The organism is Rhodococcus sp. ACPA4 (assembly GCF_002300185.1).
GTDB classification, from domain to species: Bacteria; Actinomycetota; Actinomycetes; order Mycobacteriales; family Mycobacteriaceae; genus Rhodococcus_F; species Rhodococcus_F globerula.
Genome location: NZ_NSDY01000002.1, coordinates 177,812 through 193,454, shown reverse-complemented (window position 1 = coordinate 193,454; position 15,643 = coordinate 177,812). Strand labels below are relative to the sequence as shown.

Here is a 15,643-nt window from a genome sequence, read left to right as displayed (position 1 = left end):
ATTGCAGTTCCCAACCCCCGATGGAGCAGCCCGAAGATGACGGCCCAAGACGAAACAACCCGACTGTCCCGACGAGGATTCCTCGCCGCCGGAGCCGGCGCAGTCGCCGCCACCGCCCTTGCCGGCAGCTGGACCCCCGCCTACGCAATTCCGGTCGGATCCAGTGGCGGACAAGTACCCACACTCGCTGCACCCCCGGCCTTCCCGGAAGGCATCGCGCTCTACCAGCAGGCATACCAGAACTGGTCCAAAGAGATCATGCTCGACACCATCTGGACCTGCGCTCCCAAGACACCCGAAGACGTAGTACGCCTGGCCAACTGGGGACATGCCAACGGTTACACCATCCGGCCCCGCGGAGCCATGCACGGCTGGACACCCCTGACCGTGGTGAACGGCGCTTCCATCGACAAGGTCATTCTCGCCGACACCATGGTTCATCTGAACTGGGTCAACGTCGACGCCGGCGGGTCACCGGCGACGGTCACCGCGGGACCAGGTGCCACCCTCGACGCCATCACCACAGCACTTCAGGCCCAGGGCCTTGGCTTCGCTAATCTCCCCGCGCCCGGCGTCCTGTCCATCGCAGGCTGCCTCGCCGTCGACGCCCACGGCGCAGCCCTTCCCGCGGAAGGCGAAGCACACGTTCCCGGACAAACTTTCGGTTCACTCTCCAACCTCGTCACCTCCCTGACCGCAGTGGTCTGGAACGGCAACGAATACGCACTGAAGACGTACTCGCGGGCCGATACCGCCATCAAGCCACTCCTGACTCACCTCGGCCGCACCTTCCTCACCTCAGTCACACTGCAGGCTGCGCCCAACTACCGCATGCGCTGCGTCAGCCACACGGACATCGGTTGGCAGGAACTCTTCGGCGCTCGCGGGGCTTCCGGACGTACCTTCGAGAAGTTCGTCCGCGAAAACGGTCGCGCAGAGGCAATTTGGTACCCCTTCACCGAACGCCCGTGGATGAAGGTGTGGTCCCTCGCTCCTGAAAAGCCTCGCTTCTCCCGCGAAGTCACCGGACCGTACAACTACATCTTCTCCGACAACCTCCCCGAACCGATCACCGACATGATCGGACAGATCAACTCCGGAAACCCGGGCATCGCACCCGCATTCGGGCAGATTATGTACGCCACCACCGTCGCCGGCCTTGCCGCGACCTTCGCCAACGACCTATGGGGATGGTCCAAGGACGTTCAGTTCTACATCCGGGCCACCACCTTGCGCCTGACCGAAGGCGGTGGCGCCGTCATCACGTCCCGCGCCAACATCGGCCAGGTCATCCACGACTTCACGCAGTGGTTCAACGGCCGCATGGAGTACTACCGCTCCATCGGGCAATTCCCTCTCAACGGACCCGTCGAAATCCGATGCTGCGGCCTCGACGAGTCATCCGACGTCGAAGTCGCATCCGCCGGCGCCCCCACGATCTCCGCTATGCGTCCGCGACCGGACCACCCCGAATGGGACACCGCCATCTGGCTCAACGTCCTCGGAGTCCCCGGAACACCCGGCATGTTCGCGTTCTACCGCGAAATGGAGCAATGGATGCGCGGCCACTACAACAACAACGACGCCACCTTCCGCCCTGAATGGTCCAAGGGCTGGGCATTCAGCTCCGACAAGCCGTACACCGACACGCAGATCATCGAAAACGCCCTCCCCCAGACCTACCGCGACGGCGTCCCCACCAGCGACAACTGGGACACTGCCAACGCCGCCTTCAACGCACTGGACCCGCACAAGGTCTTCAGCAACACCTTCCTCGACCAACTACTTCCGTAATTTTCGGCCGACAAGCCCTCGATCAGCACTGCCCGGCACCTTCTACGAAGGTGCCGGGCTTTTCTGTTGACTCCACCCGTTTAATTCAGCGACGAGCACTGTTCGGTCGCGGTAGATTCAGTCAATTGCGACATCCTTTTCCGCTGAGGACACGAAGGGATCGCCACCGATGAAGTCCATCTCGCGACAGCGACGAACTCGATTGGCCGTGATTGCACTCGCCGTGACAGCTCTTGCCTCCTGCGGATCCAACGAGGACACCACCACTGGCACGAGTAGTCCCGCGTCCAGCACCGTCAGCCCCGAATCACAGAAGATCGATGACATTGTCCGCACCCAGGTCACCGAACTCGGCCTCAGCGGCGCGGTGTACGGGGTGTGGCGCGGTGACACCAACGTGGTCACCGGCGCTGTCGGCGAATCCCCACTCGGCGTGCCAGCAACAACCGATATGCAACTACGCGTCGGACAGCCCATGGAACCGATGCTGTCGACCGTCCTCCTCCAACTCGACGAGTCCGGCACTCTCCCACTCGACGAACCGATTGCCAAGTGGGAACCGAGCTTTCCGCGTTCCGCCCAGATCACACCGCGAATGCTCGCCAACAGCACCACCGGAATCTCCGACTACGTGACCAACCCCGAATTCGAGAAGCGTTTCTACGCCAACCCGATCCTGGGGTGGACCGCACAGGAAATCCTCGATCTCGCCAACACCCGTCCACCGCTGTTCGCGCCCGGAACGAGTTTTGCCTACTCACACAGCGACCTGACCCTGCTCGGTGAAGTTGTCCAGAAGGCGGCCGGGCAATCTTTGAGTGACCTACTGCAACAGCGTATTTTCGACCCACTCGGCATGACCGACAGTCGGGTTGCGCTCAACCCGCAAATCCCGGATCCCGTCCTGCACGGCTACACCACTGAACGCGGTGTCTTCGAGGACTCGACGTTCTGGAATCCCACAGCCTTCCTACACAGCGGCAATATGAATTCGACAGTCACCGACGTCGGGAAATGGGTTCGCGCCCTCGGAACCGGCGAGCTGCTCTCCGACACAGTCTTCGACGAACAGATGGCCCCGACAACCGCAGGTCTCGGACCTCTGACCGACGACAAGTTCTTCACGTTCGGAACGGCGCACCTGGGCGGGTGGCTTGTCATGAACCCGTCGTACGGCGGATACAACGGTGTTGCACTCTACGAACCGAAGTCCGAAACCACCATTGTCATCTATGCCACTCTCGGCCCCACAGCCAACGCCAACGGCAACAACGCTGTCCCCATCAGCAACACCATCGGTGCTGTCATGGTTCCGGACAACCCGCCGCAGGTGCCAGGGCCGTAAGATCGAGTTTTCTCTGTCACTGCCATTCTTGTGACTGGCAACGTCGTATTTACCTGAGGAATACCTCCAGGACTCATCACACCGTCACCATTGCGCTCAGTACCGAACAACCCGCGTCGGACCGCGAGCTTCCCAGTGGAGCTACGAGAGCAAAAGATGGATTGGGACGGCCCGATGAGGAAATACTCGCTGTCAGTGGTGTGCACATTCGCCCTGGGGACCGCGCTGCTGTCCGCCAATGCTGCGACGGCATCACCGAACTCATGCCCGACCGGCGCGGTATTCGCAGTTGGTGGAACCTGGGACCCGACCGGCCAGACCACACAACCCGTCACCGATCGCTATGCCGCCCAGGGATACGTCGCAAAACCCGTGAGCTACCCCGCCAGTTTCTGGCCTCTCGGCGACCAAACCTACGACGCCAGCGTGGCTGTGGGCGTCCAAGCACTTCATGCTGAAGTTGATACCTTTCACAACCAGTGCCCCGGGAGCGACGTTGTCATCACCGGGTACTCCCAAGGTGCACGGATTGCGGGCGACGTTCTCGGTGACATCGCCCGCGACGGGTCAATTCCCCAATCCCAGGTGACCGGCGTCCTGTATTCAGATCCACGAAACTCTCACGGCGGCATCGAAACCGTGATCCCGAACGTTGTTCCGGGTGCAACGATGTCCGGGACGCGCGCCGGCTTCGGCGACATACCCGTCCAGGAGGTATGTATCGAAGGAGACGGCATCTGCAACATGCCCAAACCACGCGATGCACCGGAAGAGTTTGTGGACTCGGTTTTCGGCTACTTCACGAAACACGGTACGTATCAACCGATGATGACCGACAGCACTCCGCCGCCGCAGCCTGGCCTTCCCGAATCACCGGCTGTTCCGCTACAGCCGGCGGAGGTAGCCACTGCGATCGCGTCGCGGCTCGTCGAGAACCTCACGCCATACGTGAAGGCAGCACTGTCGAGCGCGCTGACTACTGTTCTGACCGCACCATGACGCCCATCGACTGAAGCAGCGACAACCTACTGAACAGCCGGGCAAGCCCCGCGGCGCCACGAAGGTGGCCGGCTACGTCCTCGAGGCCTCCTTCGGCGAACAATGTCAACCGCACGTCGGCGTCATAGAGAACATCGACGACGTTCCCGAAACGCCGCACTGCGAATTCCGTTGCGGTGCTGAGGATCGGCACACCGTGGATCACCCATTCATCGAAGCGGGTGACAAGATCGAGGTAGTCGGCCGCCGACGTCGAACCACCGCACAGCACATCGAAATCGAACCAGACAGCTCCGCCGCGAAGCGCAGAGCACATCAATGTGCGTGACCCCACTGTTAATTCGACCGGTTCACCGTCAACGGTGCCTGCACTCGAGTGGAAAACTCCCGACGCAAACCGTCGATCCTGCTGACGCGGTTCCCCCACCATTCGGTAGTCAACCGCTCCACCCAACTCGATCACCTCCCACACCCTCTCGATCAACTCGATGGACGGCACGAACTGATCGTGAAAAAGTGGGTTGGGAAGGAGATCGCACGGCGGAACATTGGACGTGACAACAACAGTCACATCTTTCGCAACAATGTTCTCCAGAACTCTCGCCACGAACTGTGCGTCAGCGATGTCGTCGATGTGGAACTCGTCGAAGCACAGCAGCCGAATCCCGGCGACCACCTGATCCAGCGCCTCGCCCATCGACCCGAGACTGTGCGCGTGGGTGTGCAGATCGGCAAAGAACTGGTGAAAGTGAATGCGCCGCTTCGCCACTGGAACACTGTTGTAGAACTCGTCCATCAGCATGGTCTTTCCACGTCCGACACCACCCCAGAGGTAGATCCCACCCCCGATGCCGCCGATCGCAATCCGGGCCCGCAGGGCGTCGAGTGATGCACGTGCCGACAACTGCTCTTCGTCCAGTCGCATGACCCTCCTCTACATCTGTAGAGTTGAGGCTAGAGACCGGCTCGGAGCCAAGTCAACGTGATCCGCACTACGCAGAACGGGATAGGCATGACTGGAGATCGCAGACACCTCATCGGAGCGTGCGCTGTCACGATCATCGCTGAACACGGTCCGCGGACATTGACTCATCGCGCCGTCGATGCCGCCCTGGGTATCCCGCAGGGTTCAACCTCGTACTACTTTCGAACCCGAGAAGCGCTGCTGACAGCTGCAGTGCAACACATCGTCGAACGGTCACAATCGACATTCGACGAACTGCTGGAGACGAATTCCGATCCGGCAACTCTGATCGCCCGATATCTCGGCGATCTCCTGTCCCGTCGCCGCGACGAGTTGATCGCCCGGTACGCACTTCTCCTCGAGACGCGAAGCAATCGCGAATTGCATGACGCCCTCGCGCAAAGCCTGTTCTCCACGGCCAGAGCGCAAGAGATCTTCGTACGTCACGGCGTGAAGAATCCGGAGTGCGCAGCAGCCGATCTTGTCAGCTTGCTGGAAGGACTGCTATTCGATCGATGCATCGGAGCGAGATCAACCCCGACCCATCACGCCGAATCGTCGGAATTAGTTCTTCAACTGAGGATCCCGATCGATGCATATCTGCGCGGCGCCCGCTAGCGACGGGACCTTCAGTCGACCGGGCGTAACAATCGCACCATCATCTCGACCGTGCGCTCAATGGGACGTTGCCTCGACGTCGGCGTGAATACCACTGTGCGAGTGAGAATTGCACCGAGAAGCATGTCGAAGGCGTCGTCGGGATCGACTGCGGGATCAACACTTCCGGGAGCTGCTGCGCGCAGAATGTCCTCGAACAGCGGCCGCACCGACATCCTCGGGTATACCTCCGATGGCGCATCGCGATCCGGCTTCTGGTGCTGAGCAAGAAGCCCCGCAGCGGCCGCTCGCGCCGCCGGCGCACTGAAGGCCGCGACGTACGCACGGATGAACCTGCGAAGGTCGCGTCGAAGATCCCCACTCGGCACGATGCCGGCAAAGGTGAATCGAGGGAACGCAGCTTCCTCGATCAACTCGATCCGCGACGACCATCGGCGGTAGATCGCCGACGAATGCACGCCCGAACGACTGGCAACGGCGTGAATCGTCGTCGCCTCGAAGCCTCGTTCGATCAAGAGTGCCCGCGTCGCCTCGAGAGCTCGCTCGTCAATGCTGATGTCACGGGGTCGCCCCAGCCGGCGATGAGGTTCTGACATGCCAGTGAGTGTAGTGACCACCAGCAAGTGCGCAGCGCCTTTACAGGAGATATTGCTCTATTAGATTTACAGGAGAGAGTCTTCCGTAAGTGCCAATCCATGGATACAGTTCACCCACAGAATGAGAACTACATATTCACGGAGGAGAATCGAATGCGCGCTGCAGTACTGCGAGAAGGCACCGTAGAAGTCGGAGTGGTCGACGATCCGGTTCCCGGCCCCGGCCAATTACTTGTTCGTTCGCTGGCCTGCGGAATCTGTGCGTCGGACCTTCACTACATGGACAACCCGGACGCCGGCATCGACGACGACAGCGGGATGTCCACCTACGATCAGAACGTCGACATCGTCATGGGCCACGAATACTGCGCCGAAGTCGTCGACTACGGACCCGGCACCGACCGACGAATCCCCGTCGGCACCCGAGTAAGTTCCCTCCCGGTGCTCGCCACCCCCATGGGCCGCAAGATCATCGGGCAGAATCCCGAATCGCCCGGCGGTTTCGGCGAGTTCTTACTCCTCGACGAATCGATTACACGCGTGGTGCGCTCGGACCTTCCGAGCGAGGTGATCTGCGTTGCCGACGCACTCTCGGTCGGATGGTCTGCAGCAGCACGCGCGCAGATGGGTACCCGCGAGGTTCCCCTGGTCATCGGTTGCGGTGCCATCGGCCTTTCTACGATTGCGAACCTCAAACGTCTCGGAATCGGCCCGATCATTGCCGTGGATTTCATTGCCTCTCGCCGCGAGACCGCGACGGCAATGGGGGCTGACGCTGTCATAGATCCCGCCGAAATCTCCCCGTACCAAGCCTGGCGAGATGTGGCACACGGATCGCCGGATACAACGAAGGACATGATGGCGATAGCCGCACTACCAGGCTGCGTCATCTTCGAATGTGTCGGAATACCAGGTGTTCTCGATTCGATCGTCAAAGGATGCGAGCGTGGAACCAGGATATTCTCCTCCGGCGGACCGCCGGAGGGCGATCACCTCCATACACTCACTGCAAAGCGCAAGGGCCTCAACATCCAATTCGGCGGCGGCCCATTACCTGCCCACTGGGACGAGGCATTCCATGCAGTGTGCTCCGGCGAGGTCGACATCAGCCCGATGCTCGGACGGACAGTCGGACTCCACGAAGTCGCGGAAGCACTCGATGCGTCGCGCGACGCAAACGGACCGGCACGCATAGTCGTCATTCCTGGAAAGGTGTGAAAATGGTTGAGAACGATGATCTTCGGACCGCAGTGACAACTCTGATGAACCGAGTTCGTGCTCTTGAAGACCAAGTCGAAATCATGCAACTCGTCGCGCAGTACGGGCCGGCCGTCGACAGTGGTTCCGGTGCGGCCGCTGCTGCACTCTGGACCGAAGACGGCACCTTCGACGCCGTCCCCCAACGTCACATGAAGGGTCGAGAAGAAATCGCCGAGATGGTGCTCGGCGACGGTCACCAGAGTCTGATCCGCAACGGGTGCGGTCATGTATTGACCGCACCGCACATCGAGATCGACGGTGACAACGCAACGGGACGCAACTACGCACTCAACATCCGTTGGGACAGTGACGCGGACCGCTTCTGGGTGGCTCGCGTCTCGGCCAACACCTGGCGGTGGGTGCGCACCGCGGAGGGTTGGCGAACCGTCGAGCGAATCAATGCCAACCTGGACGGGACGCCCGAGCACCGCAACATGCTGGCGCCCTCGACGTGAGCGATGCACCAGCACGACAATTCGCGCTTTGACCACACACGTCGAACAGAGTCAACATTGAAAGGAATCACACAATGCCAACACATCTCGCGCAGAAGTACGGACCGTGGGCAATCATTGCCGGCGGATCCGACGGGGTTGGTGCCGCATTCGCTCACGAACTGGCCACTCGCGGCGTGAACATCGTTCTTGTCGCCCGGCGAGCGCCCGTCTTGGAATCTTTCGCCGACGACATCCGCGCACAGCACGATGTCGAAGTACGCACGGTTGCACTAGATCTCAGCGCTCCGGCCGCAATCTCCGACTTGGAACGGATAACAGCCGATCTCGAGGTCGGACTCTTTGTGTACAACGCCGGTAGCGACGATTACAGCGCCGAATTCCTCGACAAGGATCTGAACAACCATCTGTCTCTCGTTCATCGGAACTGCACCAGCGTGCTCGAGGCCGCCTACCGCTTCGGCGCGCCGATGGTCGCCCGAGGACGGGGCGCCGTGGTGTTACTGACCTCCGGAGCAGCCTGGGCCGGGGGCGCAACACACGCCACGTACGGCGCCACCAAGGCATTCGATCTCATTCTCGCCGAAAGTCTCTGGGCGGAATGGCATCCGAAGGGCGTCGACGTTCTGTCCCTCGTGCTTGGCGCAACAGACACCCCATCTCTCCATCGTGCACTCGGCGCGCGGGCCACATCGCGTGCAGACCTTGCCGATCCCGCCGACGTTGCCCGGGAAGCTCTCGACCATCTGGCCGACGGACCCACCTGGCTGTTCGGAAGTGAGAACCCGACCGGCGGGTCACCGTTCGGAAGCATCGACCGCCGTGACGCGGTTCTGGCCATGAGTCGAGGGACCGCGGGAAAGGACACCGCAACCGCTCGGCACTGAATCGTCGAACTTCCGGGCCCTCGAACCTCCGCCCCTTTCACCATATCGCGTACCCCGGGGCTTGCGGCAAGGCCCGGGTGATGGTGCAGACTCGCCGCTGCGAGCAAGCGCATGCCTTGCCCGCAGGAGGGGTCTACATGAGTGACGTCATCGTTGTCGGTGCCGGACCAACCGGATTGATGCTGGCGGGTGAGCTCCGGCTTCATGGTGTCGACGTCGTGGTGCTGGACAAGGCCGAGCAGCCGACTCCGTTTGTCCGCGCCCTCGGCATCCATGTGCGCAGTATCGAGATCATGGAGCAGCGCGGGCTGCTGGACAGATTCCTCGCGCACGGCCGAAAGTATCCACTCGGCGGATTCTTCGCGGGCATTTCCAAACCCGCACCTACCTACTTGGATACCGAGCACGGTTACGTACTGGGCATACCCCAGCCCGAGATCGACAGGATTCTCGCCGAACACGCCATCGAAGTCGGCGCGGACATTCGGCGCGGGAAGCGCGTCGTCGCGGTCCGGCAAGACCACAACGGCGCAACTGCCGAATTAGACGACGGCACAACACTTCAGGCGCGCTACCTAGTCGGCTGTGACGGTGGGCGCAGCACCGTGCGCAAGCTGATCGACGTCGGGTTCCCCGGCGAGCCGTCGACGGCCGACACGTTGATCGGCGAAATGGACGTGACCATGCCGGCGGACGAACTGGCAGCCGTGGTCGCCAAGATCCGCGAAACTCACAAGCGATTCGGAATCGGCCCGGCCGGCAATGGTGCTCATCGCGTCGTGGTGCCCGCAGCCGATATTGCCGACGGTCGTGCCGTCCCGACAACCCTCGACGACATCAAACAACAGCTACGTGTCATCGCCGGCACCGACTTCGGCGTGCACTCGCCGCGTTGGCTCTCACGCTTCGGCGACGCCACCCGTTTGGCCGATCACTACCGTCGTGGCCGGGTATTTCTCGCAGGCGACGCCGCCCATATCCACCCGCCGATGGGAGGGCAAGGTCTGAACCTCGGCGTCCAGGACGCGTTCAACCTCGGCTGGAAGCTCGCCGCAGAGATCAACGGATGGGCACCGGAAAGCCTGCTCGACACCTACGAATCCGAACGGCGTCCGGTGGCCTCCGACGTACTGGACAACACGCGCGCACAGGCGGAGTTGATCTCCACCGCAGCGGGCCCACAAGCTGTGCGGCGCTTGATCTCCGAGCTGATGGATTTCGACGACGTCAACCGCTACCTGACCGAGAAGATCACGGCGATCTCGATTCGCTACGACTTCGGCGACGACCTACTAGGCCGGCGGCTGAAGAACATCGCGTTGACCCGCGGCAACCTCTACGACCTGATGCACTCCGGCCGCGGATTGCTGATCGACCAGGGTGGTCAACTGTCGGTCGATGGATGGAACGATCGCGTCGACCACATCGTCGACACCAGTACCGAATTGGACGCTCCCGCAGTGTTGCTTCGTCCCGACGGCCATGTGGCCTGGGTTGGCGACACACAGGCGGAGTTGAATACCCGTCTGACCAGATGGTTCGGCCGCTCGACAACCCGGAAATCGCCGCCGAATTCAGAGTGAATGCGCTTAATGGCGCGCGCAGACGACCATGATTCGATAGAGTATCGACGTTCAATACGCGCAGGTCGACATGCAGACACAGTCGATACGCAGACACTCAGGAGGTGAGTCCCATTACCGCTAGGTCAGTAGTGGCGCCGCCTCCTCCGTTCAGCTTCCGGTAGCGGTCGAGAGCGCCCATACGGTAATTCCCGAAAGGCACTCTCCTATGTCCGCACCGATGCACTCTCGTCCTCGGCAAAAATCCACCACCGACGTCCTGCGCCGCGCAGGATGTGTATTTGCCGAGGACGAAGCGCGAATTCTACTGAATGCCGCACAATCCCCCGCCGAGCTTGACGTCATGATCGCTCGGCGGGTGGCCGGCGAACCACTCGAGATCATTGTCGGCTGGGCAGGATTCTGCGGCTTGCGAATAGTGCTGGAACCCGGGGTATTCGTGCCACGCCGACGCACTGAGTTCTTGGCCAGGCAGGCATGTTCGTTGACTGCCCCTGGCGGTGTTGCCGTTGATCTCTGTTGCGGCTCGGGTGCAGTCGGGGCGGTACTCCAGGCGAACGTCCCGGCGATCGAGTTGTACGCCATCGACATCGAACCCGCTGCGGTTCATTGCGCACGGCGCAACATCGCCGAGCCTGGCCAGGTTCTCGCTGGCGATCTCTACGATCCGCTGCCCACCCAACTCCGCGGACGGATCGACGTCATAGCGGCAAACGCACCGTATGTCCCCACCGATTCGATCCGTCTCATGCCACCCGAAGCGCGACTCCACGAACCCCGTGTCTCCCTCGACGGCGGTGTCGACGGACTCGATATCCAACGAAGGATTGCCGACGAGGCAGCGACGTGGCTCAAACCCGGCGGGCACCTACTTGTCGAAACAAGCAACGAACAGGTGGACCGCACCGTGGAATCATTCACTCACGGAGGACTTCTCGTGAAAATTTCCGCACACGATGCCACCTCGTCGACAGTGGTGACCGGCACCAAACCCGCAGCACGAGTCACCTACTGACGGCTTTCTGATATCGACGGATTGCAAACGGCACGAAGACAATCAGCAAGCCGGCCGTCCACAACAGCGACGCGAGAATCGGATTCTGCAGTGGCCATGCATCGGGAACGGTCATGGCGGGGTTGGTGTTGCCAAAAAGCTCGCGCACCGCCTGAGTCACGGCCGACACCGGATTCCACTCCGCGATCACCTTCAAAGGCCCTGGCAGGTTGGTGGTTTCGACAAATGTATTCGCGATGAACGAGAGCGGGAAAATGACGACGAAGCTGGCGTTGTTGAACACTTCCGGCGTCCTGATCCACAGGCCGACCACTGCCATGACCCAGGACAACGCGTACGCGAACAACAAGAGAAGTAGGTATCCGGCCAGCGCTTCGAAGAAACTGGAGTGAATGCGCCACCCCACGAGCAGACCGGTGATCGACATAACCACCAGGCTGATCACGTTGATCAGGACATCGCTGGACGTGCGGCCGATCAGCACTGCTGAAGGAGCCATGGGCAGGGAACGGAAGCGGTCGATGATCCCCTTCTGCAGATCCTCGACCATACCCAGACCAGTCCAGGTGGAACCGAATATAACTGTCTGCGTGAAGATTCCGGCGATCAGAAACTCGCGGTACGACGTCCCCGGAACGGAGATCGCACTACCGAACACGTACGCGAACAACAACACGAACATGATCGGCGAGAGTGTCGTGAACACCAGAAGATCGGGAACCCGCTTGATCTTGATCAGGTTTCGTTTGGCAATGGTCAGGCCGTCTTCGAGTGCCATCTGCACCGTCATTTCTGGTCCTCCAATTCAGCCTGGTGCCCGGTCAGCGTGAGGAAAACGTCGTCGAGTGTCGGCCGACGCAACCCGACATCGAATACTTTGATTCCGCGAGCCGACAGCAGATTGAGGGCGGTGACCAATGCATCGGTTCCGTCGTCGACCGGCACGGTGATGCGTCGGACGTTCTCCTGAATCTGGATCTCCCCGACGGCCAGTGCCCTCAATTCCTCCCGGACGATGTCGAGATGTTCGTTCTCGTGCACGCTCAGTTCGATACGTTCGCCACCAACCCGTGCCTTGAGTTGATCGGAGGTTCCACGCGCGATCACCACACCGCGGTCGATCACCGCAATCTGGTCGGCCAACCTTTCGGCTTCCTCCATGTATTGCGTCGTGAGCAGCAGTGTCGTGCCTTGTGCCACCAGTCCTTCGATGACATCCCAGAGGCCGAGCCTCGCTCGCGGATCGAGTCCTGTTGTCGGTTCGTCGAGAAAAAGAACCTGCGGCCGGGCCACCAAGGCACCGGCCAGGTCGAGGCGTCGGCGCATACCGCCCGAATAGCCCTTGACCGGGCGATCACCGGCTTCGACCAGGTCGAACTGGTCAAGTAGCTCGCGCGCCCTCGCCTTACTCTTCTTTGCTCCCAGGTGATACAGCCGTCCGACCATCTCGAGGTTCTCGTACCCGGTGAGGTATTCGTCGACTGCGGCGTACTGACCTGACGCCCCGATCTTGGATCGCAGTGCCCGCGCATCCTGGACGACGTCCAGCCCGGCGACTTCGGCGCGGCCGGCGTCAGGAGTGAGCAGCGTGGTGAATATGCGAACCGCTGTAGTCTTTCCCGCGCCGTTGGGTCCAAGAAGTGCCATCACCGAGCCTTCGCGCACTTCCAGATCTACGCCGCCCAACGCCGTCAGCTCGCCGTACTTCTTGACCAGTCCCTCGGCCACAATCGCTCCGGTCATGCGTCCTCCCGCGTCAGCACAAATCCAACCCGAGACCCCAGTGTGACGCAGAGCCCCGACAGATTTCTACGGAATTACTCGCGGACAGCTTCTCCGGACTGAACGTTCTCTGCGGAGCGATCCCGCTGAACATCGCCTTTCCGTTCGACACGAACCGCGACTGTCACTATCGCAGCCAGTAACGCAGCTCCCGCCCCGATCGAGTAGAGAACCTCGAACGAATGCAGCGTCGGCACAACCGCGACGCCGATCAACACGGTCGAACTGGCCAATACCGCAGCAGCGACTGCACTTCCGGTCGAAGTACCCACGGAACGGAGCAAGCTGTTGACGCTGTTCGCGGAAGCAGTCTGGTCGAGCGGAGCCGACTCGGTGATCAATGTGGGCATCGCCGCCAAGGCAAATGCGACGCCTGCAGACACAATCGCTGTGCCGAGAATGATGGTGAACAGCGTCGGAGCGAGGAATACACGCAGGGCATAGCCGAAAGCGATGACGATGGCACCGGTCGCCAGTGTTGTCTTGGCTCCCCAGCGGCGAGTGACCTTAGGTGAAACGGTCGCGAGGAGGACCATCAAGAGCCCACCCGGCGACATTGCCAGTCCCGCTGCTGACGCAGACAGCCCGAGTCCGAATCCGGATTCCGCGGGGAGCTGCAGTTCCTGCGTGGCAGCCAGGGAACTGATGAACATGGCAAATCCGAGCAGCAGCGCGCAGATATTCGATACCAGGATCGGGGCGCGGACCGATGTTCGTAAATCCACGAGCGGCGCCGACGCGCGCAGTTCCCACGGAACCCACGAACTCAGCAACACAATTCCCGCCGCAATGAGCACGAGAATGACCGGGCTTCCCCAACCCCATTCAGTGCCCTTGGAGATGGCAAGAAGCAGGCTGGTCATAGCCGCCGTGAAGACTATTGCGCCGAGGAAGTCGAAGCGTCCGCGGCTTTTCACCGCCGATTCCGGTACAACAAAAGGCAGTACAACTGCGACAGCAATTCCGACGGCACCGGTCACCCAGAAGAGCGAGGACAGGCCCCAATGCGCCGAGAGCACCCCTGCCATCGGCATGCCGACCATTCCGCCGATACCCACGGTCGCGCTCATGAGAGCAACTGCACCACTGAGCTTTTCGGGCGGCAGTGCGTCGCGCATGATGCTGATTCCCACGGGCAACAACGCCGAGGCAAATCCTTGCATCGATCGACCGAGTACAAGAACGAGGAAGCTCTGACTGGTCGCGGCAATCAAGCAGCCCACGACCATGACACCGAGACACAGCAACATCATGGCCCGCTTGCCGTACATATCGGCAAGCCGGCCGATAAGTGGAGTTGCGACGGCACCGGTCAACAAAGTTGATGTCACCAACCACGACGCAGTCGAGTTGGAGACTCCCAATGCCGTCGCGAACTCAGGGAGAAGCGGAACAACCAAAGTCTGTTGCAGTGCGACCACCACACCGCTCAGACTCAAGACTCCGACAACCCACGACGCCCGCACATGTCGGCGGGACGACACTGTGGTCAAGCGTTCGAACGAGCAGCGACTCCGGCGTCGACAGGAACAACGATGCCACTCATGTGGGCACTGGCATCAGCCGCGAGGAACAGAATGACGCGCGTAATCTCGAACGGATCAAGCCACCCCACGGGCTGCGCGTGCAATGTCGCGAATACCGGTTCGACGTCAGCCATGGTCGGTTCTTCGAGATCCGGACGCATCATGTGGTACATCATGTCGTTGTGGATCATCGGCGTCGAAATATTGCCCGGCGCAATCGCATTGACTGTGACGCCGGAATTCGCGAGCTCGAGGGACACGCTCTTGGTCAGTCCGATGACACCCCACTTGGAGGCGCCGTATGCGGCCATCTGAGTGCCACCGGATCGACCCATCATCGAGGAGATCGTGATGATACGGCCGTAACCACGCTTTGCCATTCCGCCGGACACGGCGGCGACGGTGTTGAAAACACCCGTGAGGTTCGAGGAAATGACTTCGTTCCACTGCGCCGACGTCATCGACGTAATGGGGGCTGGAACGGATACACCGGCATTGGCGACAGCGATATCGACCTTGCCGAACTCGGCTTCCGCGCGGGCCACCAGGGCGTCCATTGCCTCACGGTCGGCGGTATCTGCCTTGACCGCGATGCAACGACGCCCCGTGGCCTCGACGAGACGCACTGTTTCGGCGAGATCAGCTTCGGTCGCAAGAGGGTAGGCGACGGCGTCACTGTTCTCGCAGCGATCGCAGATCACGATGTCGGCGCCGCGCTCGGCAAACGCAACTGCGTGAGCTCGTCCCTGCCCGCGAGCGGCACCGGTGATCAGTGCAACCTTGCCTTCGAAACTACCCTCGAGGCTGTTCATGCCATCT

General features: G+C 61.2%; 15 protein-coding genes. 9 read left to right on the top strand and 6 right to left on the bottom strand.

The features are described 5' to 3' along the window. The first annotated feature begins 36 nt into the window (after positions 1 to 36). From CJ178_RS24130 to CJ178_RS24120, 3 genes are all read left to right on the top strand, one after another. On the top strand, positions 37 to 1,794 hold the full coding sequence (locus CJ178_RS24130) for a cholesterol oxidase substrate-binding domain-containing protein (RefSeq protein ID WP_095888188.1): 1,758 nt from the start codon (positions 37 to 39) through the stop codon (positions 1,792 to 1,794). A 169-nt stretch (positions 1,795 to 1,963) separates the two neighbouring features. Further along, positions 1,964 to 3,139 carry a serine hydrolase domain-containing protein gene (locus CJ178_RS24125; protein WP_095888187.1) on the top strand — a complete coding sequence of 392 codons (1,176 nt, stop codon included), beginning with the start codon at positions 1,964 to 1,966 and terminating at the stop codon, positions 3,137 to 3,139. Positions 3,140 to 3,313: 174 nt separating this feature from the next. Further along, a complete protein-coding gene (locus CJ178_RS24120) occupies positions 3,314 to 4,138 on the top strand; it encodes a PE-PPE domain-containing protein (protein WP_257013412.1) in 825 nt (274 codons plus the stop codon). Here the strand turns inward: CJ178_RS24120 and zapE are convergent. Beyond that, positions 4,116 to 5,063: a cell division protein ZapE gene (zapE, locus tag CJ178_RS24115; RefSeq protein WP_095888186.1), complete on the bottom strand. Its 948-nt coding sequence runs from the start codon at positions 5,061 to 5,063 to the stop codon at positions 4,116 to 4,118. The two genes, CJ178_RS24120 and zapE, sit on opposite strands and share 23 nt — an antisense overlap. Before the next feature lie 87 nt (positions 5,064 to 5,150). Between zapE and CJ178_RS24110 the strand changes: the two genes are divergently transcribed. After that, a complete protein-coding gene (locus CJ178_RS24110; RefSeq protein WP_095888185.1) occupies positions 5,151 to 5,720 on the top strand; it encodes a TetR/AcrR family transcriptional regulator in 570 nt (189 codons plus the stop codon). A gap of 11 nt (positions 5,721 to 5,731) precedes the next feature. On the opposite strand, the gene CJ178_RS24105 is transcribed toward CJ178_RS24110, so the two are convergent. Further along, complete coding sequence (locus CJ178_RS24105) at positions 5,732 to 6,316, bottom strand: TetR/AcrR family transcriptional regulator (protein WP_095888184.1); 585 nt, start codon at positions 6,314 to 6,316, stop codon at positions 5,732 to 5,734. A 153-nt stretch (positions 6,317 to 6,469) separates the two neighbouring features. Between CJ178_RS24105 and CJ178_RS24100 the strand changes: the two genes are divergently transcribed. The 5 genes from CJ178_RS24100 to CJ178_RS24080 all read left to right on the top strand — a co-directional run bounded on the left by CJ178_RS24100 (position 6,470) and on the right by CJ178_RS24080 (position 11,516). Beyond that, complete coding sequence (locus tag CJ178_RS24100) at positions 6,470 to 7,534, top strand: zinc-binding dehydrogenase (RefSeq protein ID WP_095888662.1); 1,065 nt, start codon at positions 6,470 to 6,472, stop codon at positions 7,532 to 7,534. Positions 7,535 to 7,536: 2 nt separating this feature from the next. Further along, complete coding sequence (locus tag CJ178_RS24095; protein WP_095888183.1) at positions 7,537 to 8,031, top strand: nuclear transport factor 2 family protein; 495 nt, start codon at positions 7,537 to 7,539, stop codon at positions 8,029 to 8,031. 74 nt (positions 8,032 to 8,105) lie between these two features. After that, positions 8,106 to 8,918: an SDR family NAD(P)-dependent oxidoreductase gene (locus CJ178_RS24090; protein ID WP_095888182.1), complete on the top strand. Its 813-nt coding sequence runs from the start codon at positions 8,106 to 8,108 to the stop codon at positions 8,916 to 8,918. 137 nt (positions 8,919 to 9,055) lie between these two features. Then, the gene (iri, locus tag CJ178_RS24085; RefSeq protein ID WP_095888661.1) at positions 9,056 to 10,501 is read left to right on the top strand and encodes a rifampin monooxygenase Iri; all 1,446 of its coding nucleotides are present in this window, start codon (positions 9,056 to 9,058) and stop codon (positions 10,499 to 10,501) included. 208 nt (positions 10,502 to 10,709) lie between these two features. Then, positions 10,710 to 11,516, top strand: a complete 807-nt coding sequence (locus tag CJ178_RS24080) for a putative protein N(5)-glutamine methyltransferase (protein ID WP_095888181.1) — start codon at positions 10,710 to 10,712, stop codon at positions 11,514 to 11,516. Here the strand turns inward: CJ178_RS24080 and CJ178_RS24075 are convergent. The 4 genes from CJ178_RS24075 to CJ178_RS24060 all read right to left on the bottom strand — a co-directional run bounded on the left by CJ178_RS24075 (position 11,506) and on the right by CJ178_RS24060 (position 15,636). Next, on the bottom strand, positions 11,506 to 12,306 hold the full coding sequence (locus CJ178_RS24075) for an ABC transporter permease (RefSeq protein ID WP_033232521.1): 801 nt from the start codon (positions 12,304 to 12,306) through the stop codon (positions 11,506 to 11,508). The two genes, CJ178_RS24080 and CJ178_RS24075, sit on opposite strands and share 11 nt — an antisense overlap. Beyond that, entirely contained in the window at positions 12,303 to 13,259 is a 957-nt protein-coding gene (locus CJ178_RS24070; RefSeq protein WP_033232523.1) for a daunorubicin resistance protein DrrA family ABC transporter ATP-binding protein, read from the bottom strand. Before CJ178_RS24070 ends, CJ178_RS24075 begins: the two co-directional genes overlap by 4 nt. 74 nt (positions 13,260 to 13,333) lie before the next feature. Beyond that, on the bottom strand, positions 13,334 to 14,782 hold the full coding sequence (locus CJ178_RS24065; RefSeq protein WP_257013407.1) for an MFS transporter: 1,449 nt from the start codon (positions 14,780 to 14,782) through the stop codon (positions 13,334 to 13,336). Positions 14,783 to 14,787: 5 nt separating this feature from the next. Continuing rightward, positions 14,788 to 15,636: a mycofactocin-coupled SDR family oxidoreductase gene (locus tag CJ178_RS24060; RefSeq protein ID WP_033232524.1), complete on the bottom strand. Its 849-nt coding sequence runs from the start codon at positions 15,634 to 15,636 to the stop codon at positions 14,788 to 14,790. Between the last annotated feature and the right edge of the window lie 7 nt (positions 15,637 to 15,643).